We start from the raw sequence: 21,785 nt of genomic DNA on the forward strand, positions 1-21,785 counted from the left end.
CGTATAACTTCGTATAATGTATGCTATACGAAGTTATTACGCGGAGCCTTCGCAGCTATAGAACCGGGTCTTATGCGGGCAGGGACGGCAGGTTTGGCCTTTTATGGCGCCGCAGCCTCCCGGGCAGCGGAGCGGACAGCTGCTCTCGGGCCAGGCAGCTTCCAGACGGCCTTCCTGGATGAACTGGCCAAGCTGCATCCGCATTCCCTGAAAGGTCATGTGGCGGTTGCCGAATTATTGGCCGCGGAAGCGGGAGGATGGCTGTGAGCGGAACGAGACTGGCCAGAGCGCTGACGGTGGCCGGCTCGGACAGCGGCGGCGGAGCGGGGATCCAGGCGGATCTGAAAACCTTTCAGGAGCTCGATGTCTATGGGATGTCGGCTATAACGGCTGTGACGGTGCAGAATACGTTAGGCGTAAGCGGGGTCTATCCTCTGCCGGCACAAGCAGCGGCGGAGCAGATCCGCAGCGTTGCCGAGGACCTTGGCGTAGATGCTGTCAAGACGGGAATGCTGTTCGATGCGGAGGTTATTCATGCCGTGGCTGCGGAATTCAAAAGCCAAGGCATGAAGCGCATCGTTGTCGATCCCGTCATGATCGCCAAGGGAGGAGCCTCATTGCTGCAGAGCGATGCGGTGAAGGAACTGAAGGAGGTGCTGCTTCCGCTGGCGGCGGTTGTGACGCCGAATCTCCCGGAAGCGGAGGTGCTGGCTGGTATGCCGATTCACAGTTCCCGGGACCGCCGGGAAGCGGCGGTCAGAATTTCTGATCTGGGGCCAGGTCTGGTCATTATCAAGGGCGGTCATGAGGCCCTTGACTCCGGCCCGGGGGAGCAGCAGGTAGTCGATCTGCTGTATGACGGGCAGCATTTTACGGAGCTTAGCTATCCGCGAATCCAGACGCCGCACACGCACGGCACAGGCTGTACGTTCTCGGCGGCGCTGACGGCAGGCTTAGCCAAGGGGCTGCCCGGCATCGAAGCGGCCGCGCTTGCCCGCCGCTTCATACAGGCGGCTATCGAGGACGGGCTCGGCCTTGGACAGGGGCATGGTCCGACGAATCATTGGGCATACCGCCGCAGACAGGCGGTGCTTGGCTGATGGACCGGCATATCAATTTGGGGAGCCGCTTCAATGTTCCCGGCCGGAGGATTTCTGCCGATGTGATGCGCGAGTATTTGAAGGTGTATCTTGTCATCGGGAGTGCGAACTGTCAGGATGATCCGTTGTACGTAGTCCGGGAGGCGCTGGCGGGCGGGGCAACCATGGTCCAGTATAGGGAGAAGGGCGACGGTTCGTTGACTGGAGAAGCCAGGATAAAGCTTGCGCTTCAGCTTCAGGAGCTCTGCCGGGAGGCGGGCGTTCCCTTCATTATTAACGATGATGTGGAGTTGGCTCTGCGGATCCAGGCAGACGGGGTGCACATTGGACAGGAGGATGCGGATGCCGGATGGGTACGTTCCCGGATCGGAGGGGGGATTCTGGGCGTTTCGGTTCATCAGCTGGAGGAAGCGGAGCGTGCGGTTCAGCAAGGAGCCGACTATTTGGGGATCGGGCCGATTTATCCGACGTCCTCCAAGCCGGATGCTCATGCCGTCCACGGGCTGCAGATTTTGCCCGGGCTACGCCAGGTGGGCATTCATCTTCCTCTCGTCGGCATCGGAGGTATCACGCTGGAGCGTGCCGGGGAGGTTATATCAGCCGGTGCGGACGGCATTGCCGTGATATCGGCCGTGGCAGGGCTTCCGGGCGATCAGGTGCGGCATGCCGTGCAGCAACTCAGGTCGCGAATAAATCGATAGGGATGAGGAATCCGTATTGACATAAAAATAGAGGAAATTTAATATAGAACTATAAGATTAGCACTCTAAACTTTAGAGTGCTAATAATTTTGCAGGCGAAGAAAGGAAGGAGCAGTACCATGGACAAGAAGCAGTTCAAAGCGGAATCCAAACGACTTCTGGAGATGATGATCAACTCCATCTATACGCAGCGGGAAATATTTCTCCGGGAATTGATCTCCAACAGCAGTGATGCCATTGACAAGATCTATTACAAGGCATTGACAGACGAGAATCTGACGTTCAACAAGGATGACTATTTCATTCGATTGAAGGCGGACAAACAGGCTCGGACGCTGACCATTTCCGATACGGGGATCGGGATGACGAAGGAAGAACTGGAGAGTAACCTTGGCATTATCGCCAATAGCGGCTCTTTTGCCTTCAAGAATGAGAACGAAGCGAAGGACGGACATAATATCATCGGTCAATTCGGCGTCGGCTTCTACTCCGCCTTTATGGTTGCAGACAAGGTTACGGTCATCAGCCGGGCGTTGGGCAGCAGTGAAGCCTATAAATGGGAGTCGGAAGGAACGGACGGGTACACGATCTCCGAGACGGAGAAGGAGAGTGTCGGCACCGATATTATTTTGACCATTAAAGAGAATACGGAAGATGATCAGTACGATGAATATCTGGAGGAGTACCGCCTGAGATCCATCATCAAGAAATACTCCGACTTCATCCGCTATCCGATCAAGATGGAGGTCACCTCCCAGCGGCCTAAAGAGGGTTCGGAAGGCGAGTTCGAGGAGGTTCAGGAAGAGCAGACGGTAAACAGCATGGTTCCGATCTGGCGCAAGAATAAGAGCGAGTTGACAGATGAGGACTATGAGAACTTCTACATGGAGAAACGCTACGGCTTTGACAAGCCGGTGTCTCATATCCATATCAAGGCCGATGGAGCGGTTGTCTATAACGCAATCCTCTTCATTCCGGAGAAGACTCCGTTCGACTACTATACCAAGGAATATGAAAAAGGGCTGGAGCTGTATTCCAACGGCGTGCTGATTATGAACAAATGCGGCGATCTGCTCCCGGACTATTTCAGCTTCGTCAAGGGGATGGTCGATTCCGAGGATCTGTCGCTGAACATTTCGCGGGAAATGCTCCAGCATGACCGTCAACTCAAACTGATCGCGAAGAACATCCAGAGCAAGATCAAGAGCCAATTGCTGGCGCTGCTCAAGGATGAGCGCGACAAGTACGAGCAGTTCTATGACTCGTTCGGACGCCAGTTGAAGTTCGGTGTATACAATGATTATGGTATGAACAAGGATGTGCTTCAGGATCTGCTGTTGTTCACATCCTCGAAAGAGAAGAAGCTGGTTACGTTGGATGAGTACGTATCCCGGATGCCGGAGGATCAGAAGTACATTTACTATGCAACCGGTGAATCGGTAGACCGGCTGGAGAAGCTGCCGCAGACGGAAATGGTGCTGGATAAGGGCTATGAGATCTTGTACTTTACGGATGATATCGATGAATTCGCCATCAAGATGATCATGACCTACAAGGAGAAGGAATTCAAATCCGTATCCAGCGGGGATCTCGGCATCGAATCCGAATCCGATGAACAGGATGCGAAGGAAGGCGACAGCGAGCATCAGGAGCTGTTCGAGGCCATGAACACCCTGCTTAGCGGCAAGGTGAAGAACGTCAAGGCATCGAAGCGCCTGAAGAGTCACCCTGTCTGCCTGTCGGCTGAAGGCGAATTGTCCATTGAGATGGAGAAGGTGCTGAATGCGATGCCGAACGGCCAGGAGGTCAAGGCGGATAAGGTACTGGAGATTAACGTCAACCATGAAGTCTTCCGTTCCCTGAAAGAGGCGCATGCAGGGGACAAGGACAAGCTTGCTCTGTACACCAGCCTGCTCTACAATCAGGCACTTCTGATTGAAGGTCTGCCAATTGAGGATCCGGTAGAGTTCACGAACAATATCTGCAAGGTCATGGCGTAAAAATATTTCACGGCAGCCGCACTGGTTTTCAAACGCGGCAGCCGTTTTTGTTATGTTCTTGGACTTCAGACGGTGAATCCGAACTGAAGAGAGGAGGCCGGGGTCGTCGGCAAAGCCCGGGATATGATACACTTAGACTGGTGAAAACAGTGTAAGGAGAATGGACATGGCACTTGAAATTGAACGCAAGTTTCTGATATCCGAATTTCCGAAGGCCTTCCTTGAGGATGGCAGCATCGTCCTGGTCAAGGAGCAGGTCATCGATCAGACCTACCTGGCTTTGGATAAAGATCAGGAGCTCCGGGTACGGAGAATCAAGGATTTGGCTACAGGGGACATCAGCTATACACATACCTTCAAACGGGGATTCGGACTAGCTCGGGAGGAAGTAGAGTATCCGATTTCTGCGGGGATTTACGAGCAAATGATTCATAGCCGCGGGGCAATTCCGCTGGTGAAGAAGCGGACAACGGTCAAATGGAATGATTATATGCTGGAGATTGACGATTATCATCAGATTAAACTGATGGTGCTGGAGATTGAATTCGAATCGGAGGAAGAGGCGACAAGCTTTGAACCGCCGGAGTGGTTCGGCCAGGATATCAGTACCGATAAGCAGTACAGCAATAAGAAAGTATGGAGAGATTTGCAATCCCGCAAGCATCTGTAGATTATAGATGACATGAGGAAATTTATGGCGCTGCTTCCCTACAGAAAGTGAACGAAAAAAGTTGGACGGAACTTAGGTTCTCGTCCAACTTTTGTTTGGGGGCTAACTTTTGGACAGCCCCAAGCTTTTAGTATGTTTCAGAAGACTATTCCAGTGCGAGCCTGCTGTTGTCTTTTAAAAGGAACCCGTAATTGTGCTGCACGAACTCCAGTACTTTATCGCATATGATCCGATGTCCGGCCTCATTGGGATGAATGCCGTCCGAGCATAGAAACTTGGTAAAGTCAGGATGCTCAAGAAAGGCGCCGCGCACATCGATATATTTGGTCTTTGTCATCTCGGCAACCTTCACGATCATGGTGTTGTATCTTTCCTGCCACCAATAGATCTTGGTAATGCTGCCAAGCCATTTTAAGATGTTCTGTTCAGCGACGGGATCATTTTTGCTGACCCATTTGAAGTAGCTGTCCGCATTAAGCGGAGGAAGACTCATCAGAATCGGCGTAATGTGTTCGGAACGCAGGAAGGAGATGGTCTCCGTCAGCATTTTCTCGAACATATTAAAATCCGTCTTGGGAAGGTGTTCCGCATCGGGATTCAGTGCGATCTCATCCCAGTTGAAATCACAGTCATTGCCGCCGTATTCAATCAGTACAATATGCGGCTTCTCCTTCTGGATATCCTTCTTCAAGTTGGTGACGCCCTTGATCAAGGTATTGCCGAAGCGCGCGGTATTTCGCACCGCACCCATCATTTTTTCCTGCAGGAGCGTTACATAATTATTTTCTAACAGTACATATTTTTTGCGTATCTCGTCATAAATGACACCTTTGGAGATGGAATCCCCGGTAATCATATATTTGGTTGCAGCGATTGCGTTAATTACATTCTGGTTGTCTCTGTTCATGAGAATCACCCCGCTTCATATCCTGATAACCTTATTTTAGTGGAGTGCGGAGATCGAAGCAAGGCGAATCTGCATCTGCGGCAGTCTTTTGCTCGACCCAGATGTCCTGACTTCGGATACTCCAAGCTAGACATAGACTGTACAGAGTGAGAGAATACTAAGGAGATCATGTTTAAAAAGGGAGGACATTTCTTTGCTTCGATTCGGAATTGTCGGAACGAACTGGATCACGGAACGTTTTATTCAAGCGGCGGAAGAGACTGAGCAATTTGAACTGAAAGCGGTATACTCACGGACGGAGGAGAAGGGGAGAGCATTTGCCGCGAAGCACAACAACCAACCTACGGTATACACCGATTTGGCAGAGATGGCTTCTAGCGATGAGGTGGATGCTGTCTATATTGCTAGCCCGAACTCGCTGCATGCCGAACAGGCGATTGAGTGCATGAAGCATGGCAAGCATGTATTATGCGAGAAGCCCCTGGCGTCGAATGTAAAAGAGGTTCAAGCGATGCTGCAAACAGCGAAGGATCATGACGTATTGCTTATGGAAGCAATGAAGTCGACGCTGATGCCGAACTTTAGAGTCATTGCGAACAACTTATATAAGATCGGACGAGTACGGCGTTATTTTGCAAGCTATTGCCAATACTCCTCCAGATTTGATGCCTTCAAGCAAGGAACAGTACTTAATGCATTCAAGCCGGAGTTCTCCAATGGAGCGCTGATGGATCTTGGCATTTACTGTATTTATCCGATGGTAACCCTGTTCGGGAAGCCCGAGCAGGTTCAGGCAAGCGGAATTATGCTCTCCTCCGGTGTGGATGGTGAGGGAAGCATTCTCATGCGTTATCCAGACATGGACGGGGTCGTGATGTATTCCAAGATCGCGGATTCCTATGCCCCCGCAGAGATTCAAGGGGAGAACGGAACCCTGGTTATCGACAAGATCAATCAGCCTTATGATGTGAAAATCTATTATCGTGACGGGACGATTGAAGATTTGCGCCAGCCGCAAATGCAAGAGTCCATGTTCTACGAGGCAAGGGAGTTCATTGAGCTGATCCAGACCGGCAGGAGGGACAGCACAGTCAATACGTTGCACAACTCGTTGATTGTGGCAGAGATTATGGAGGAAGCCCGGCGCCAGATGGGTCTGACCTTCCCGGCGGATTTGCGCTAATCGAATTGCGCTGCGAGCTCACTTTTTGCGATCTTGTGCGAGAGCACAGTAACAGCCAATAAAACCGATCGATGATCCTGCCTGCGTGTAGGGGCAACGTGTGAAGTGTGCTTACGATCGCTGTTGTTCGCGGATTTCTTTGATTGAAATAGTATGGTAGAAATCCACTCACAAAGGCGAACATTCCGTTTCAACAGCACACCTCACACTTATGCCCAATTACGCAGGCAGTTTAGTTTGGCTTTATAGTGCTGAATCACCGCACTCTCTATGATGCGAGTGCATTCAAACAGTGAATAGACTACACAGCATCATCATTGGGGATACCCCAATTTCAACAAGCCCGCATAGCAAGGGTTATTTCAGTAGATTAAGCAATACCCGCCAAGTACGCATGCGTACACCTCGCACCGAGCGCAGCTTTCAGCGCGCGGTGTTTCGCATCATGACGGTGATCCGATTCGTCGACCGCATGAAAATATGGATCGTAGGCGTGCAGTGAAAAAAGTTACCTTAAATTCAGTGGAAATGCTAGAAATGCGGATATAGTGAAATTCTTTCGCTTAAAGTTGGCTATACCGTCGGTTTAACTAGATACTGGCGATCTAAGGTAAGTTTTTTCACTAAAAGTGGGTTCGAGCGTCAAATGAAGAATTTAAGGTAAGAAATTTCACTGGAGCGCGACCAGTTGAGGCTGAATAAGCGGGATGAGTGAAGCTCGGAACAAGGCGAAGCAACGTGCGACTGGACGCAACTCCATGCGCCCAGTATTCCATTGGGCTGTGCGTAAAGTGAATTGCGCGGACTTCCATTCGTAATGCCTAGCTAAGGAGAGCCTGGCGCAAGGGAAAGTAGGGAGGAGGCTTGTACGGAGTATCCTGCTTGCTACAGGTGGTAAGCTTATTGCAATGCAGCTATGACGCAGTCATGTGCAAACTGCATTGTATTTGAAGTTGAACTGCAAAGGCCAAGTGATCAGGGCATAAGTGTGAAGTGTTACAAGCTTTCTGTAAGAAAGCTACTTCGGAAGCATCAAGCGTCAGCGTTCGCCTTTGTGAGCGGATTTCTCCCTTGTTAGAACTTAGTCCAATCATAGAAATCCGCGAACAACAGCGATCGAAAGCACACTTCACACGTTGCCCCTCCAACGTCCTATTTGTGTTTAACTGTCTTCCCGCTACTGCACACTTTCCAAAAGTACAGCCGCCTCGCACCAATACAAAGGCTGCTGCTCACATCCAACCGGAACCCGGCGGGGTAGGGCAGCAGCCTTTTTGCGCTGAGATTAGCGCTTGATATACATTTTGTTGTAGTATTCCTCGAGCATCCGCTTGGTAGCAAATGCCTCACGGGTCGTCTCGATGCTCTTACGCATCATTTCTACCCACTTGGCACGGTTCTCATAGTAGGTTGGCAGCACCCGGTTCAACAGGGTATCATACAGTGCGTCACTGTCATGCTGGTCAAGTACAGCAAAGTCGGTCGTCTCGAAGCCATCGCCGATCTGCCAGCCATTCTCCCCGTCAATGCAGGCTTCCGGCCACCAGCCGTCCAGAATGGAGCAGTTCAGTACGCCGTTCATCGCAGCCTTCATACCGGAGGTGCCGCTGGCTTCCAGCGGTCTGCGCGGGTTGTTGAGCCAAATATCGGAGCCCCTTGTTAATTGGGCGCCGATCGTCATGTCGTAGTTCTCAAGGAAGACGACACTCTTCGGATATTTCTTCATCATGGACACAAGATTGCTGACGATTTTCTTGCCGGTGTCGTCCAGCGGGTGCGCCTTCCCGGAGAAGACAATCTGAACCTTGCCGGACTCCAGATACGGTTCAATGATCTCAGGCTGGGAGAAAATCAAGTCACTGCGTTTGTACGGAGCGGCACGGCGGGAGAATCCGATCAGCAGGTTATCTTCATTCAGTGCAATGCACGAACGCTCCTGAATAAAAGCGATCAGCTCACGTTTGATCTCCATGTGCGTCTTCCACAGATCTCCGCCATTTTCATATGCGGCCGTCATCCGATCATCCACCCAGGTTGGCGTATGAATGGCATTGGTGATTCCGATGATCTCCGAGCGTCCGGCGACTTCCTTCCACATTTTGTTGGAGGTATCCGCATGGAGGGCTGCAACCCCGTTGGAAATACGGGACAGGCGCAGGCCGGCCACCGTCATGTTGAACGGGCTGCCGCCGATGCGTTCCATTTGATCACGTGTCAAGCCGTTAAATGCCGTCATATATTCCAGACGATCCAGGGGATGCGTCTCATTTCCTTCCTTGATTGGCGTGTGCGTCGTGAAGACAACCTCTTCGCGTGTAGCCGTCCAAGCCTCTTCAAAGGTTCGCCCGGCACACATCTTCTCGCGGATCAGCTCCGTGGCTGCCAATGCCGCATGCCCCTCATTAAAGTGATAGACATTGATTGGAATCTGAAGCGCACGCATTGCCTTTACCCCGCCGATACCAAGCACGATCTCCTGAGCAATCCGTTCCTCGCCGAACCATCCGTACAACTGCCCGGTAATCCAGGCATCGCCATTTTCGGGAATGTCCGTATCAAGCAAGTAGAGCGGGTTGTTGCCAAAATGCTCTGTCTTCCAGACTTTGCAGACGACATCGGTATTTCGTACCTTCACCGTAACCTTGACCCCGGTATCTTCCAAAAAATCATATACATAGTTGTGATAAGTATCGTAAGGCTTGCCATGCTCATCAATCCGCTGATCGGTGTACCCCTGCTTCCATTTGATGCCGATGGCTACAATCGGCGCCTCAATATCTTTGGCTCCCTTGATGTAATCCCCGGCTAAAATTCCTAGCCCTCCGGCATACATCTTAAAATCGGAATGCAGCCCGTACTCCATGCTGAAGTACGCTACAGTAGGCAATTTTTTCTCGCTCATTGCAAAAGCCTCCTCGTATTTTTTATGAACACACCGGCAGATGGTTTCGCTCAGAAAGTAAAGATGAATTTGTGCAAACGTTTGTCCGATAGAAAGCAGCTTGCCAATGTGAAAGCGATTTCGAGGATTATTTTAGCATATTTTATGCTGAATGCGATAGGAAATTACACCGATCAACCCAAATTTTTTTAAAATTTATAAAAATCATTATGAATTTAGGAATGTGTTCTCATTTTGAGATCAAACGTTTGCATTGCGAGGCGGATTTGAAGCGGCCCTAACGATTCCGGGTAAGGTGAACCTGCTGTGCTTAATCCACTGGGTCGACGTCTTGGAATACTCGCATTTCATCCGCGACCGACTGAATATCCTCAGGACCAAGCTGCAGATAGAGGTAGCCTTCGGCATGCTGCTTTTGCATTGCCCGGCGTTTAATGAACTTGGGACTGGCTTCGCCGCTGTCCTCATCATAAACAAGCAGAATACCGTCACTTTTTCGCAGCAGCAGATCATCCCGGGCAGAGAACTGCCAAGGTCCCAGATAGCCTTCTTTGCTGATGGATGCAAAATAATCCACTTTAGAAATCAAATCGCGGAAATAATGTTGCTTCTCCTCGCTCCACTGCTCCTCCTGACTCTGGAAGGCGGTAATGATGGCGCATTTTAACTCGGGATATTCAAGCTTCAATTCCAGAACCGCCTCGCAGGCCCATAGATCGACGCCATATTGCCCCGGCGTGAGCACCCATTCCAGGCCTTCTTCAGCCAGCGGCAGGATCCGGTCCCTGATCGCCTTGCGTATGTAAGGGATTCCTTCATGCTTATTATTATAGATCCCCAATTCATGGGCACGGTAGCCGGTAATAAGAAGATTCTTCACTAGTAGTCATTCCTTTCGATTGCAGGGCAGTCCAACAAATCTCACAGCTTGTTTGACTATTATATCACTGTTCTGATCACAGGGTTTATGCTAGTCTGTCACTATAAATGGATATTACTGGAGCGTGAATGATGAACAAGCGGTATTTTAAAGGCCTTATTCTTTGGATGGTTCTTGTGCTAACTGCATGCGGGGCGGGGGAATCTACAACTGATCATGAAGAGGCAGGTCCTAGTGAAAGCCGCACTCTCTTAACCGCAGGTGAAGTCATTCGTCAAGTGGCTGATACCTTTGAAGAGGCAGCCAGCTACTCCGTGAAAGGTGAAACTCAGCAAGAACTAGAGAGAACCCTAAATGGAGAAGTATCAATCATGAAGTCGGAAATGATAACGGAAGCCCAGTGGATCAAGCAGCCGTCTCAACATCACATGCTAATGGATATCAAGACAGATGGAATGCTGCCCATGACAATGGAGCAATACGTTATTCCCGGTACAGGCCATTTTTCCAGAATTGGAGAAGATGGTTGGGTTAAGCTCGCAGGGGAGGAGCTGGACGGGGGGATAGCCGATATGCAAATGCACCCGCAAAGCCTGGAGTATCTACTGGGCGTGTTAGAGAGGTTGCAGGGCGATGTACTTTTTACGCAGGAAGGCAATTATTATACAATGACGCTTGAGCTCCCGGAAGAAGAGCTTTTGCGGATAGACGAGATGACGAATGCAGGTCTGGAAGCGTTAGAACCTTCTCACATGTCTATTCAGTTGCTGAAGAGGATGAAGGTAAGCTTGAAGGCAGACAAGGACAGTCTTTTACTTAATCAGCTATTGGTGGACCTGGAGATTGATATCGGCGGGGGCGAAGACGTAATGATTCAGCGTAAGATAGATAGAAGCACCTTCTTCAATTTTAACGGGATTGATGCGATAGAGCTGCCTCCAGAAGTGATTGAAACAGCGCGATGACGGAGAAGAACAAAAAAGGGCCGAACGATCATCCGTTACCGGCCCTTTAGGCATTTGCACATTTGTTAGCGGTTACATTTCCGGGTTTATTGGCCATGAATCGCAAACAAGGTAAACACGATATAAAAAACGGCATAGAAGATCCCCAGTCCGATAATGATACCAAATACATTGCCCTTATACTTGCTGCTCCCAGGTTCCCACATACTTATTCAACTCCTTCATTCGTCGTTGATTAAATGTGAACAATTTGTGTCTTACTTAATTATTGAACATTTTGTGACTAAAATCAAACATTTTTTTGAACTTTTTATGATTTTGGGCAAAAAAATAGCCCCGTGAGCGGGGCGAGGTCCTGCAGATTACTTTTTATAAGGGTGAAAGCCTTCCTCTTCCAGATAAATTCCTGCTTCTTCACGGGTCTCAAATACCATCTCCAGCTGAATGCCGGAGTAAATATACCAGAGATCGTCCTCGCACTTCAGTGTAAGTGCATGTCCCTCTGCATTCACCCAGCTGCCTCCGGATGATGAAGGCTTATGTAATAAAGCAGGTGAAGAAGCAACCTCGGCGGGAGCTTCATCTCGCACGGCAAGTGAATCGATGGACTGACGTACCAGATTGCGCAGGTCCGGATCTGAGAAATCGCGAATATTCACGTAGCCTTTTTGATCCTTGTCATATTCCTCGAGCAGACCGGCATAGATAAATCCGTTGCCGTTAGGATGAAGGTGGTAGCCTACGGTTTTTTTCTCATGGGCGCTCCCTTCAAAATGATAATTAACCCGTCCAAGGGATACGGATCTTCTCTCCAATTCAGGAAATGAGTCCAATATGTTTAATTTTTGTTCAAAGGATAGCATAATCCGCCTCCGGTCAGCGATATGGATAGGGAGCCAGCAGCTCCCATGATCAGTATAATGATTCTCCAAGCGGGAAGCAAAGGAATGCCCTCTCGTTCTTCACAGCAAGCGATTTGGGGTACAAGTACATCAACGGAAGAATTCTGCGAAGAACGGGAGGAACTTGTATGGTAAAAGGCTCGAAAGTCAAATGGGGGATCATGGGCACGGGCGTGATTGCCGAGCAGTTTGTTACAGATCTGGCATTCACCAGCACGGGGACCCCCTATGCGGTAGGATCACGGCAAATGAGCAAGGCTGTGGATTTTGCCTCACGTTTCGGTATACCTAAGGCCTATGGGAGTTATAAAGAGTTGATCGAAGATCCGGAGGTGGATGTGGTATACATCGCAACCCCGCACCGGTATCATCTGGAGAACTCACTGAATAGCCTTAGAGCCGGAAAGGCTGTATTGTGCGAAAAACCGATTACGGTAAATCGTCAGGAGCTTGAGGAACTGATCTCTGAAGCCAAGGCGCGTGATCTGTTTCTGATGGAGGCGATGTGGATGTTATTTTTGCCTCCGATGCGCCAGGCATTGGAATGGATAACCGAAGGGAGAATCGGCGAGGTCAGACTTGTACAGGCGGAGTTCGGATTTGTAGGGGACGGTGAGCCGGAAGGCCGGCTGCTCAATCCGGAATTAGCGGGGGGAGCGTTGCTTGATGTCGGCGTATATCCTGTGGCCCTAGCCACTGCTATCTATGGCTCTCAGCCATCACAAATCATGAGCACTTCATCCATCGGGGAGACCGGCGTCGATGAGCAGTTTTCCGCCTTATTGACCTATGACTCAGGGAAATCCGCCTCCCTTCATGGATCGATCACGCTTGGCATGCGAAATGAAGCAGTCATTCACGGTACGGAGGGCTGTATTGTCCTTCCCTCGATGAATAAAGCACCTTCCGCTATCCTCTACAAAGAGGGCCAAGAGGTGGAGAATTATAGCGATGAGCGCCAGGGAAAGGGCTATGAATATGAAGCGGACGAAGTGGGGAGAAGTCTGCTTGAAGGCAGGAAGGAATGTGAGTGGCTTGCACCGAATTGGTCGTTGGAGGTCATGCGCTTATTGGACGCATTGAGAGCGCAGTGGGGATTAAAGTATCCCTTTGAATAAGCCCATTACTCGTTTACAATGAAGAAAGAATCGAATTACGGGAGGCGATGAGGATGGACAAATCTTCTGAGAATAAAGTGAAATGGGGAATCATGGGCACCGGCTGGATCGCGGAGCAGTTTACTGGCGATCTTGTCCATACCGTCAGCGGAGTGGGATATGCCGCAGGCTCACGTACGCTTGAAAGCGCAGAACGTTTCGCTGAAAAATTTGGACTGGCCAAGGCCTATGGGAGTTACGAGGAGCTTGTCTTAGATCCTGATGTGGATGCTATTTATGTCGCAACACCCCACCCGCTTCATCGAGAACATGTATTGCTGGCGCTTGCCGCCGGGAAGGCCGTACTGTGTGAGAAGCCGATTACGGTGAACAGCCGTGAGCTGGCTGAAATGATAGATGCTGCCCGAAGCCGGGGATTATTCCTGATGGAAGCGATGTGGACAAGATTCCTGCCGGTTATTTCTCAGGTCAGAGCATGGCTGAAGGAAGGCAAGATCGGGGAAGTACGGATGCTGAAGGCAGACTTTGGCTTCCGCACCGACTGGAATCCGGAGGGGAGACTGTTAAATCCGCAGCTTGGCGGAGGAGCGCTGCTGGATGTAGGCATCTATCCGGTCTCTCTTGCCTCCATGATATTTGGCGCTACTCCGCAGTCGGTTAACAGCACGGCATGGATTGGGGAGACAGGAGTGGATGAGCAGTTCTCTGTCTTGCTGGATTTTGGAGCAGGGCGGACCGCTTCGTTAAACGGAGCAGTCCGTCTCGGTCTTAACAACGACGCCTGGATATTCGGCACAGAGGGGATGATCCATATCCCTTCCTTCATTAATGCCAGGGAGGCGACGCTTCGGGTGGCAGGGCAAGAGGACATCAAGGTCACGGATGACCGTGAGTCGAAGGGATATGCCTTTGAAGCGGAGGAAGTGGGCCGCTGCTTGCTGACAGGGGAAAAGGAGAGCCCGTTGATCCCGCTGGACGAATCATTGAGCATTATGAAGCTGCTGGATGAAATTCGGGACCAGTGGGGACTTAAATATCCATTTGAATAAAGCGGCTCTATCCATGCTCGCTGAAGCTGCCGATAAACCGTTTGGCCAAGGAAGACAAGTACCGTTCCTTGGACCAGATGGCGGCAATTTGCGTCCGAAGCGGCTCGCTGTTGATCGTCTTGACGATAAGCCCGGTGTGATTGGATAGCCGGAGAGCAGATTGGGGAATAATCCCTATTGCCAGTCCAGCATGGGCCCATTGGAGCGTGGTTCGCGCATCGTCATTTTTGCAGAACAGCTCCGGCTCAAATCCGGCCTTCCCACAGGTCTCCCGAATCAGAGATTCGAATCGTCGATAAATGATGAGCGGCCTTCCCTGAAGGTCTGCAATATCGCAGCTGTCAGCCGCGGAATTCCAGTCAAATCTTGGAGCCATCACAGCGATCATCGGCTCCTGCTTCATCGTGATCCAGTTCAACCCTCCGGCATGGAAGGGAGTCCTGACAATCCCGATCTCAATTACGCCGCTCTGCAGCAAATCAATAATATGGAAGGTGTTTCCTTCGTGAATTTCGAATTTAACCCCCTCATAGGTCTGGAGGAAGTCGATCAGTCTCTCGGTAAGCAAGGCCGCTCCCGAAGAAGAGACGGTTCCAATTTGCAGCGTTCCGCTTAGCCCCTTGGAAATATCACGGATCTCCCTTGCAGTGGAGTCGGCCAGGTCGATCATCTGCTGGGCTCTCCGCCGAAGCATCTCCCCGGCATCCGTCAGTTGAATGCTTCGAGGGCCCCGTTCGGCTAGCTTGACTCCCAGCTCCTCCTCCAGAAGCTTGAGTTGTTGGCTAAGAGGAGGCTGTGCCATTCGGAGCTTCTTAGCAGCAGCTGTAATTTGTCCCTCCTCGGCGATGGTCAGAAAGTATCTGAGTTGCTTAAGATCCATAGCTATCCCTCCCATTTTGATATATTGAAAACGTATGATAGAGATATGAAAGCAATATTTTAACTATGTCACAGGGTATGTCATAATCATATTTGTCACGGGAAGAAAGTCAATACGCCGGTGACAATATTGAATAAGAGATGGTGATTCAGCTTTGTTCAGACTTGCTGTATTTCTGAAACCGTATAAGAAAGAAACGATTCTTGGCCCCCTGTTCAAGCTGCTGGAGGCTATTCTGGAACTGCTGCTGCCCACCATCGTTGCGCTAACCGTTAATCACGGAATCGGCAACCGGGACAGCAGTTATGTTCTTAAAATGGGCGTGCTGATGCTGGCGATGACGCTCCTTGGTTACGGAAGCTCTTTGATTTGCCAATACTACGCAGCAAGAGCCTCGCAAGGGTTTGGCACTACCTTGCGCAATCGGCTGTTCCGTCATGTCTCCTCGCTGTCCTTCTCGGATTTAGAACGCTTTGGCACGCCTTCGCTGATCAATCGGGTAACCAATGATGTCAACCAATTGCAAGTGGCTGTAGCGATGCTAATTCGGCTGGTGATCCGCGCGCCGTTTATTTGTATCGGGGCGATTATCATGGCGATGATTCTTGATCTTCGTTTATCCCTTATCCTGCTTGCGGCTACACCGATCTTTGGAATTGTATTGTATTTGATTATTGCCAAATCAGCGCCGCTGTACCGTCTGTACCAGAAGAAGCTCGACAAGCTTGTGCTTGTGCTGAGTGAGAGCCTGGGCGGGGTAAGAGTGATTCGCGCCTTTGCCAAGAGAAGGGAAGAGCAAAGCCGCTTCAAGGAAGCCGCCGACGACATCACGGTTACAGCTATTCGGGTGGGGCGCATCTCGGCCCTGCTAAGTCCATTGACAATGCTGGTGGTGAATGCGGCTATCATTGCTATTCTGTGGGCGGGCGGTGTTCACATTAATCAGGGCAGTCTGTCCTCCGGTGAAATTATCGCCTTTATAAATTACGTAACACAGATTTTGCTTGCGCTTATCGTGGTCTCTAATTTGATTATTATCTTTACAAAGGCCGCTTCGTCAGCAGCACGGATCAATGAACTGCTTGATACCTATCCGACGATTATCGATGGTTCGGCGGACGTGGAGTATTCGACTGCCGCGGAGACGAAAGCTCCGCTAATCGAGTTCGATCATGTCAGCTTCGGATACAGCTCGACTGGCGATCCAGCCTTGAAGGAGATCTCCTTTAAGGTTCATCGTGGGGAAACCATCGGGATTATCGGGGGTACCGGGTCAGGAAAGTCCTCCCTCATTCATTTGATTCCAAGGTTCTACGATACCGGACAGGGTGCTGTCTATGTAGAAGGCACTAATGTGATGGATTACTCGTTGGAGAAGCTGCGGAGCAAGGTTGCCTTGGTTCCCCAAAAAGCGATTCTCTTCACCGGAACGGTGGCTGATAACATCCGCTGGAGCAATGAGCATGCCGGAGATCAAGAGGTCGCGGAGGCTGCGCGTGCAGCCCAGGCCGAGGAGTTTATCAACAAGCTGCCGGAGGGGTATCAGACCCGAGTGGCTCGGGGCGGGCTGAACCTGTCGGGAGGACAGAAGCAGCGGATTACGATCGCCCGGGCGCTTTTGGCCCGTTCAGAGATTCTGATTCTTGATGATTCCTCCAGTGCACTGGACTATGCGACTGAGGCGGCGCTTCGCCGTTCCATCAGACAATACCATGCCGATACGACGATGCTTCTGGTCACACAGCGTGTAAGCACCGTACTTCATGCAGACCGGATCATCGTGCTGGAAGAAGGCAGAATTGCGGGAATCGGCACTCATGAGGAATTGCTGAAGCATTGTGAGCCTTATCGCGAGATTTGCCGTTCACAGCTGTCGGAAGAGGAGGGCGTTCAGGGATGAACATGAAGTCAACCTGGTTAAGAATTTTCAAATACATGGCAGCCCATAGACTCCTGCTTCTCGGCTCCGCGCTCAGCGCCTTGATCAGCGTCCTGGCAAGCCTGGCCGGACCGCTCTTGATCGGGAAAGCCATCGACCGGATGCTCGGGCAGGGAGCGGTGGAATTTGATATTGTGTTCCGCTTGCTGAGCTGGCTTGCGATTATATATGCGCTGGGCAGTCTGTTCAGCTGGCTGCTTGCTTATCTGACGAACCGGCTGGCTTATCAGACGGTCAACTCCATGCGTGAGGAAATGTATGACCGTCTGAACAATCTGCCGCTTAACTATCATGATAACCATCCGCAAGGAGACAGTATTAGCCGGTTTGTCAACGATATGGATGCGATCTCCGATGGATTGCTGCAGGGCTTCTCCACACTGCTCACAGGGATCGTTACAATAGTGGGTTCAATTGTACTCATGCTGTACACCAGTCCGATCATGACATTGGCCGTTCTGTTGTCGGCACCGGCTTCCTATTATGTAGCCCGTTACATTACAAGAAGCTCACAGCAGCTGTTCCGCGATCAGGCCAAGATTGTAGGGGAATTGAACGGCTATGCGGAAGAAATGATCGGCGGCCAGAAGATCGTTCAAGCCTTCCGATACGAAAAACGCAGCTATGAGCAGTTTTCGGATATGAATCGGCACTTGTATGAGACAGGAGTTAAATCACAATTTATCAGCTCGATTTCCAATCCATCCACAAGACTCGTGAACAATATTACCTTTTCTGTCATCGCGACTGTCGGAAGCTTGATGGTCATTGCAGCGAGAATTACGGTCGGGGATTTGTCGAGCTTCTTGATCTACGCCAATTTGTTCGCGAAGCCGTTTAACGAGGTGACAGGTGTTATCTCGCAGCTTCAGGCAGCTACAGCTTCGGCGCAACGGGTATTTAAAGTGCTGGATGAACATGTGGAGACGCCTGACTCATCCCGTTCCGCGATCTTGCCCCACAAGCAGGAGACCATCGAATTCCGTCATGTTCGATTTGCTTATCGGCCGGACCGGCCCTTGATCTCAGATTTGAATCTGACGGTGCCTCCGGGAACCAGAATCGCAATCGTTGGAAAGACGGGGGCGGGTAAGACAACGCTGGTCAACCTGTTGATGCGCTTTTACGATGTGGATGCCGGGGAAATTCGGATTGGAGGCGTCAATATTAAAGAGATGACCCGTGACAGTCTTCGTCAGGCTTTTGGTATGGTGCTCCAGGATACGTGGCTGAAAAGCGGTACAGTCCGCGAAAATATTGCCTACGGCAAGCCTGAGGCCACCGAGGCTGAGGTTGTCGCTGCCGCCAAAGCGGCGAATGCCCATTCCTTCATCAAAAGGCTTCCAGAGGGCTATGATACGGTCATTAGCGGGAGCGGAGAACAGTTGTCCCAGGGGCAAAAGCAACTGCTCACCATTGCAAGAGTTATGCTGGTCGATCCGCCCATGCTGATTCTTGATGAGGCAACGAGCAGTATTGATACGTTGACTGAAATTCGTATCCAGCAAGCATTTCAGCGAATGATGCAGGGAAGAACGAGCTTCGTGATCGCCCACCGGTTGTCAACGATCCGTGAATCGGATGTGATCCTGTATATGAAGGATGGAGATGTTGTGGAGAGCGGCAGCCATGAGGAACTGCTGTCCCGCGGCGGCTATTATGCAGAATTGTATAACAGCCAGTTCGCTGCAGAGGAGTAAATCTTTGTAAAAGTAATACAAAAGTCATAAAAATACGACAATTTTCATGGTATTCTTTTCCTATGGAAGGTAAATTTGCAGATCCATCTAAGGAGAGGAAGCAGTGAATAGAAGAAGAAAAAATACCATTCTATCAGTAATCATGGTATCCGTGCTGATGACTTCAGCCGGGAGTCAGGCCGTATACGCCGAAAGCACCATATCGACTGGACAATCAGTAAACAGCGTCGCCCAGAGCAGCAGTCTCCCATTCAAGGACATTAAGGGACACTGGGCGGAGCAAAGTATCGTACGAGGGTATGAGAAGGGATACATAGAGTCCACTTCCACCTCCAAATTTGAGCCTAATGAATTCATTACGCGTCAGGAATTCGTAACGATGCTAATGAAGGCGCAGAATCGCTCCATAGAGAATGAGAATGCTGAAGGAGCATATATCTATGCTGCCCGAGATCAGGGGCTATTTGATGCAGGACAATTTGTTTATGATAGATGGGGAGATCCCGAGGATAGAGATTCCACGTCCATATACCCATATACCTGGGATGAGCCTATTCGCAAGCATCAGTTGGCGCATATTGCTGTACGCGCACTGGGGAAAGAAGAAGAAATACAGGACGATATGTATGATGCAATAAGATATGGATTAATCGGTGCTGGAGCTGATGGCAAGCTGAATCCTGCGGAGAAGACGACACGGGCTCAGGCGGCAGTTGTTATTGACCGGATTTTGCGTATCGGAGAAGGTGAGAGCTTTCCCGTGGATCAAAAGGCGCTGGCTGCAGCCGAAAAGGTGAAGCTGGCCCAGAAGGACCCGTGGGGAAGAGCCATCCGTACAACAAATCTGCCCAAGAACTCTAAGGACTTTCCTTATATTCTGGAGGAATGGCCTAACGAAATGTATAACCTGAACCATGAATTTAAAACTTACCACAGCAAGATTACTCCAGTTCAGTTTACGGATCTGCGTTCATGGGCTAGTCCTGATCTTCTTGTCTACAACACGGATGATGCCGCCAGAAGGGCAGAAGATGCCGAGCAATATGTGAATCAATTAATTAATGTTGATTATACCAAGCTGGATCAAGCCTGGATGGACAAAATCAAGGAACTCACCAGCCCTGAAGGGTTGGAGTGGGTGGATAGACAAATGGATGAGATGTTGAAGGAATATGTTGCCTCAGCCAAGAAAAACAAGGTGCAGGTAACAGGAAGTGCAACGGCAGAGCCGTCGATTATGTTCATAAACGGGGAGACCTTTGTCCGTGTGCATTTTACCTTCAAAGCAACCAGCTTTACAGATCGGAAGAAAATATTCTTCGATCAGATGCCTAGCTTCTATACCCACAAGAACTTCTATGATTCAGTTGTGATCAAGAAGAATGTGGAGTATGAGGTATATGCCAATATTGCATTTGTAAATCGAAGCTACGGCGGAGGGACGCTCTCTACCGGAGCGATTGACCAATTTGCCTTCCTCTTTGAGGATGCCATTGTCAAGGAGAAGAAGTAGCACAGCTGCTCTTTTTACTTGTGGAGCAAAGGGAGAGAAGTGAATGGGTATTTGTCACCGGGATGCTTCTTGCTGAGTATACTATCCTGTAGCTATCGGTAAGGAGAGGAGACGACCGCCAATGATACAGCTTCCTCCTAGCGAGGTGGCAGGAGTGGGCTCATTAGACTTGACAACGATGGAGCGTCAGATTCTACTACAGATGCAGCAAAGTTCTGAAATCTATGCGTACGATTCTGTTGCAGTGCTCGAATTCGAGTTGAAGACAAGAAGTGACATTGTTGCATCAGCGATGGCACTGAATAACAGTGGTGCCACTTTTGCAACCTTCGAGGGATCTTACTGCAATGAACGCTACTGGCAGCTTCAGCCCAGCGGGGCCTTCCGGCTGCGAAGCGGCGTGACACCAGCAGAAGGAATCACTGACATTTTCCGAAACGGCCGCCTCTATGCTTTCGAGTGTGCAACGGCAATGGTGATTGTGTTATACAAGGCGGTGCTCGGGGCGATTGGCGAAGCATCCTTTAACACTTATTTTGGCGGACTGGTGCTTTATGACTGGCAGTATGACAGTGACTTGAGGATTATATCCAGGACGACGGGCACGTCCTATCCGGGTGATGTCCGCTATTTCAACAATCCGGACTTCAATCCGACCAATCCCGAATGGCGGGGGGAAAATGCGATTCAGCTTCCTGGCGGTGTATATTTTGCCCATGGACTCGGTATCCGTCGCCCCGAGGAGATTCTGCGCATCCTTAATATGCGCAGGAGACCGGGAAGCCTCACTCCGGCGCATCTCCTGGAGCAGTATGAGGCTCTGGATTATGCCTATACTTACAGGCTAAAGTCCGGTGTAGCGAGAATTGGGGGACAGGTCTTTGTGCTTGGGTGAGATCGAACGATGTTGTTCGGTCGACCCAGGCTTTTTTTCTGGAATGCTAGGTCACTATAATTTGCTGGATACGACACTGCGGCTGTTCAAGGATGATAAGGAGAAGCAAGCTGTGCTCAATGCATCTAGTATGGGCAATCTGGGTGCGAGCGCCAATTCGGCTACGGCTAAGGAAGAGGTAGCGCTATGGCTGGACCCTGCTTATAATACCTACGGGATCACGGTCAGACTGCGGGAAGGGACCCTGGCCCGTAACAAGGAAGCCGTCGAGTTGTTCGGCAACCGGCTGTTTACTTATGAGGCGATTGCCTTCCATCGTTGGTTTAACGCCATTTGCGAGGAGGTGGAAGTCGGACATTCGATCGCTTCCAAGCAGGCAGAGGTTGGCGGCTATACCGTTAATCTTCTGGTCGACAACGAGAACAAGACGGTCGTATTCTCGATCGCTGCCACCAAATAAGCAACGGGAATAGGCTGCCCT

19 protein-coding genes and 1 pseudogene are annotated in these 21,785 nt (G+C 50.4%); 15 read left to right on the plus strand and 5 right to left on the minus strand.

Going from position 1 to position 21,785, the window contains the following annotated elements; genetic code table 11:
• From TX85_RS27175 to TX85_RS01065, 5 genes and pseudogenes are all read left to right on the plus strand, one after another.
• Nucleotides 1–267: pseudogene (locus TX85_RS27175) on the plus strand (hydroxyethylthiazole kinase); the annotation flags it as partial.
• Nucleotides 264–1,100, plus strand: coding sequence for a bifunctional hydroxymethylpyrimidine kinase/phosphomethylpyrimidine kinase (gene thiD, locus TX85_RS01050; protein WP_233500578.1), 837 nt, complete (start codon nucleotides 264–266; stop codon nucleotides 1,098–1,100). The pseudogene TX85_RS27175 and the gene thiD, both read left to right, overlap by 4 nt.
• Nucleotides 1,100–1,801, plus strand: a complete 702-nt coding sequence (gene thiE, locus TX85_RS01055) for a thiamine phosphate synthase (RefSeq protein WP_044477295.1) — start codon at nucleotides 1,100–1,102, stop codon at nucleotides 1,799–1,801. Before thiD ends, thiE begins: the two co-directional genes overlap by 1 nt.
• A 119-nt stretch (nucleotides 1,802–1,920) precedes the next feature.
• Complete coding sequence (gene htpG / locus TX85_RS01060; protein ID WP_044477296.1) at nucleotides 1,921–3,801, plus strand: molecular chaperone HtpG; 1,881 nt, start codon at nucleotides 1,921–1,923, stop codon at nucleotides 3,799–3,801.
• A 166-nt stretch (nucleotides 3,802–3,967) separates the two neighbouring features.
• A complete protein-coding gene (locus TX85_RS01065; RefSeq protein ID WP_044477297.1) occupies nucleotides 3,968–4,471 on the plus strand; it encodes a CYTH domain-containing protein in 504 nt (167 codons plus the stop codon).
• A 145-nt stretch (nucleotides 4,472–4,616) separates the two neighbouring features.
• Here TX85_RS01065 and TX85_RS01070 read toward each other — a convergent pair whose 3' ends face one another.
• The gene (locus tag TX85_RS01070; protein ID WP_044477298.1) at nucleotides 4,617–5,378 is read right to left on the minus strand and encodes an SGNH/GDSL hydrolase family protein; all 762 of its coding nucleotides are present in this window, start codon (nucleotides 5,376–5,378) and stop codon (nucleotides 4,617–4,619) included.
• Between the two features lie 193 nt (nucleotides 5,379–5,571).
• Here TX85_RS01070 and TX85_RS01075 point away from each other — a divergent pair, with 193 nt between their 5' ends.
• Together TX85_RS01075 and TX85_RS26645 are read left to right on the plus strand one after the other, a co-directional pair.
• Nucleotides 5,572–6,561, plus strand: a complete 990-nt coding sequence (locus TX85_RS01075) for a Gfo/Idh/MocA family protein (protein ID WP_044477299.1) — start codon at nucleotides 5,572–5,574, stop codon at nucleotides 6,559–6,561.
• A 292-nt stretch (nucleotides 6,562–6,853) separates the two neighbouring features.
• On the plus strand, nucleotides 6,854–7,063 hold the full coding sequence (locus tag TX85_RS26645; RefSeq protein WP_148444311.1) for a hypothetical protein: 210 nt from the start codon (nucleotides 6,854–6,856) through the stop codon (nucleotides 7,061–7,063).
• A gap of 783 nt (nucleotides 7,064–7,846) precedes the next feature.
• On the opposite strand, the gene glgP is transcribed toward TX85_RS26645, so the two are convergent.
• Both glgP and TX85_RS01085 read right to left on the minus strand, forming a co-directional pair.
• Nucleotides 7,847–9,463 (minus strand): alpha-glucan family phosphorylase, encoded by a 1,617-nt coding sequence (gene glgP / locus TX85_RS01080; RefSeq protein ID WP_044477300.1) that lies wholly within the window; start codon nucleotides 9,461–9,463, stop codon nucleotides 7,847–7,849.
• Nucleotides 9,464–9,773: 310 nt separating this feature from the next.
• Complete coding sequence (locus TX85_RS01085; RefSeq protein ID WP_044477301.1) at nucleotides 9,774–10,343, minus strand: DUF1273 domain-containing protein; 570 nt, start codon at nucleotides 10,341–10,343, stop codon at nucleotides 9,774–9,776.
• Between the two features lie 131 nt (nucleotides 10,344–10,474).
• Between TX85_RS01085 and TX85_RS01090 the strand changes: the two genes are divergently transcribed.
• Nucleotides 10,475–11,308 carry a DUF6612 family protein gene (locus TX85_RS01090; RefSeq protein WP_044477302.1) on the plus strand — a complete coding sequence of 278 codons (834 nt, stop codon included), beginning with the start codon at nucleotides 10,475–10,477 and terminating at the stop codon, nucleotides 11,306–11,308.
• 362 nt (nucleotides 11,309–11,670) lie between these two features.
• Here the strand turns inward: TX85_RS01090 and TX85_RS01095 are convergent, their stop codons facing one another.
• Nucleotides 11,671–12,171 (minus strand): hypothetical protein, encoded by a 501-nt coding sequence (locus TX85_RS01095; RefSeq protein ID WP_044477303.1) that lies wholly within the window; start codon nucleotides 12,169–12,171, stop codon nucleotides 11,671–11,673.
• Between the two features lie 167 nt (nucleotides 12,172–12,338).
• On the opposite strand from TX85_RS01095, the gene TX85_RS01100 reads away from it, so the two are divergent.
• Nucleotides 12,339–13,328 carry a Gfo/Idh/MocA family protein gene (locus TX85_RS01100; RefSeq protein WP_044477304.1) on the plus strand — a complete coding sequence of 330 codons (990 nt, stop codon included), beginning with the start codon at nucleotides 12,339–12,341 and terminating at the stop codon, nucleotides 13,326–13,328.
• A gap of 53 nt (nucleotides 13,329–13,381) precedes the next feature.
• Nucleotides 13,382–14,377: a Gfo/Idh/MocA family protein gene (locus TX85_RS01105; RefSeq protein WP_044477305.1), complete on the plus strand. Its 996-nt coding sequence runs from the start codon at nucleotides 13,382–13,384 to the stop codon at nucleotides 14,375–14,377.
• A 7-nt stretch (nucleotides 14,378–14,384) separates the two neighbouring features.
• Here TX85_RS01105 and TX85_RS01110 read toward each other — a convergent pair whose 3' ends face one another.
• Nucleotides 14,385–15,257, minus strand: coding sequence for a LysR family transcriptional regulator (locus tag TX85_RS01110; protein WP_044477306.1), 873 nt, complete (start codon nucleotides 15,255–15,257; stop codon nucleotides 14,385–14,387).
• A gap of 154 nt (nucleotides 15,258–15,411) precedes the next feature.
• On the opposite strand from TX85_RS01110, the gene TX85_RS01115 reads away from it, so the two are divergent.
• The 5 genes from TX85_RS01115 to TX85_RS01135 all read left to right on the plus strand — a co-directional run bounded on the left by TX85_RS01115 (nucleotide 15,412) and on the right by TX85_RS01135 (nucleotide 21,764).
• Entirely contained in the window at nucleotides 15,412–17,157 is a 1,746-nt protein-coding gene (locus TX85_RS01115; protein WP_044477307.1) for an ABC transporter ATP-binding protein, read from the plus strand.
• Nucleotides 17,154–18,896: an ABC transporter ATP-binding protein gene (locus TX85_RS01120; protein WP_044477308.1), complete on the plus strand. Its 1,743-nt coding sequence runs from the start codon at nucleotides 17,154–17,156 to the stop codon at nucleotides 18,894–18,896. Before TX85_RS01115 ends, TX85_RS01120 begins: the two co-directional genes overlap by 4 nt.
• A gap of 103 nt (nucleotides 18,897–18,999) precedes the next feature.
• Nucleotides 19,000–20,409: an S-layer homology domain-containing protein gene (locus tag TX85_RS01125; protein WP_044477309.1), complete on the plus strand. Its 1,410-nt coding sequence runs from the start codon at nucleotides 19,000–19,002 to the stop codon at nucleotides 20,407–20,409.
• A gap of 121 nt (nucleotides 20,410–20,530) precedes the next feature.
• Entirely contained in the window at nucleotides 20,531–21,304 is a 774-nt protein-coding gene (locus tag TX85_RS01130) for a hypothetical protein (protein ID WP_044477310.1), read from the plus strand.
• 43 nt (nucleotides 21,305–21,347) lie between these two features.
• Complete coding sequence (locus TX85_RS01135) at nucleotides 21,348–21,764, plus strand: hypothetical protein (protein WP_148444312.1); 417 nt, start codon at nucleotides 21,348–21,350, stop codon at nucleotides 21,762–21,764.
• Nucleotides 21,765–21,785: the final 21 nt, after the last annotated feature.

The sequence above is a fragment of the Paenibacillus antibioticophila genome, from assembly GCF_000455265.1.
GTDB classification, from domain to species: Bacteria; Bacillota; Bacilli; order Paenibacillales; family Paenibacillaceae; genus Fontibacillus; species Fontibacillus antibioticophila.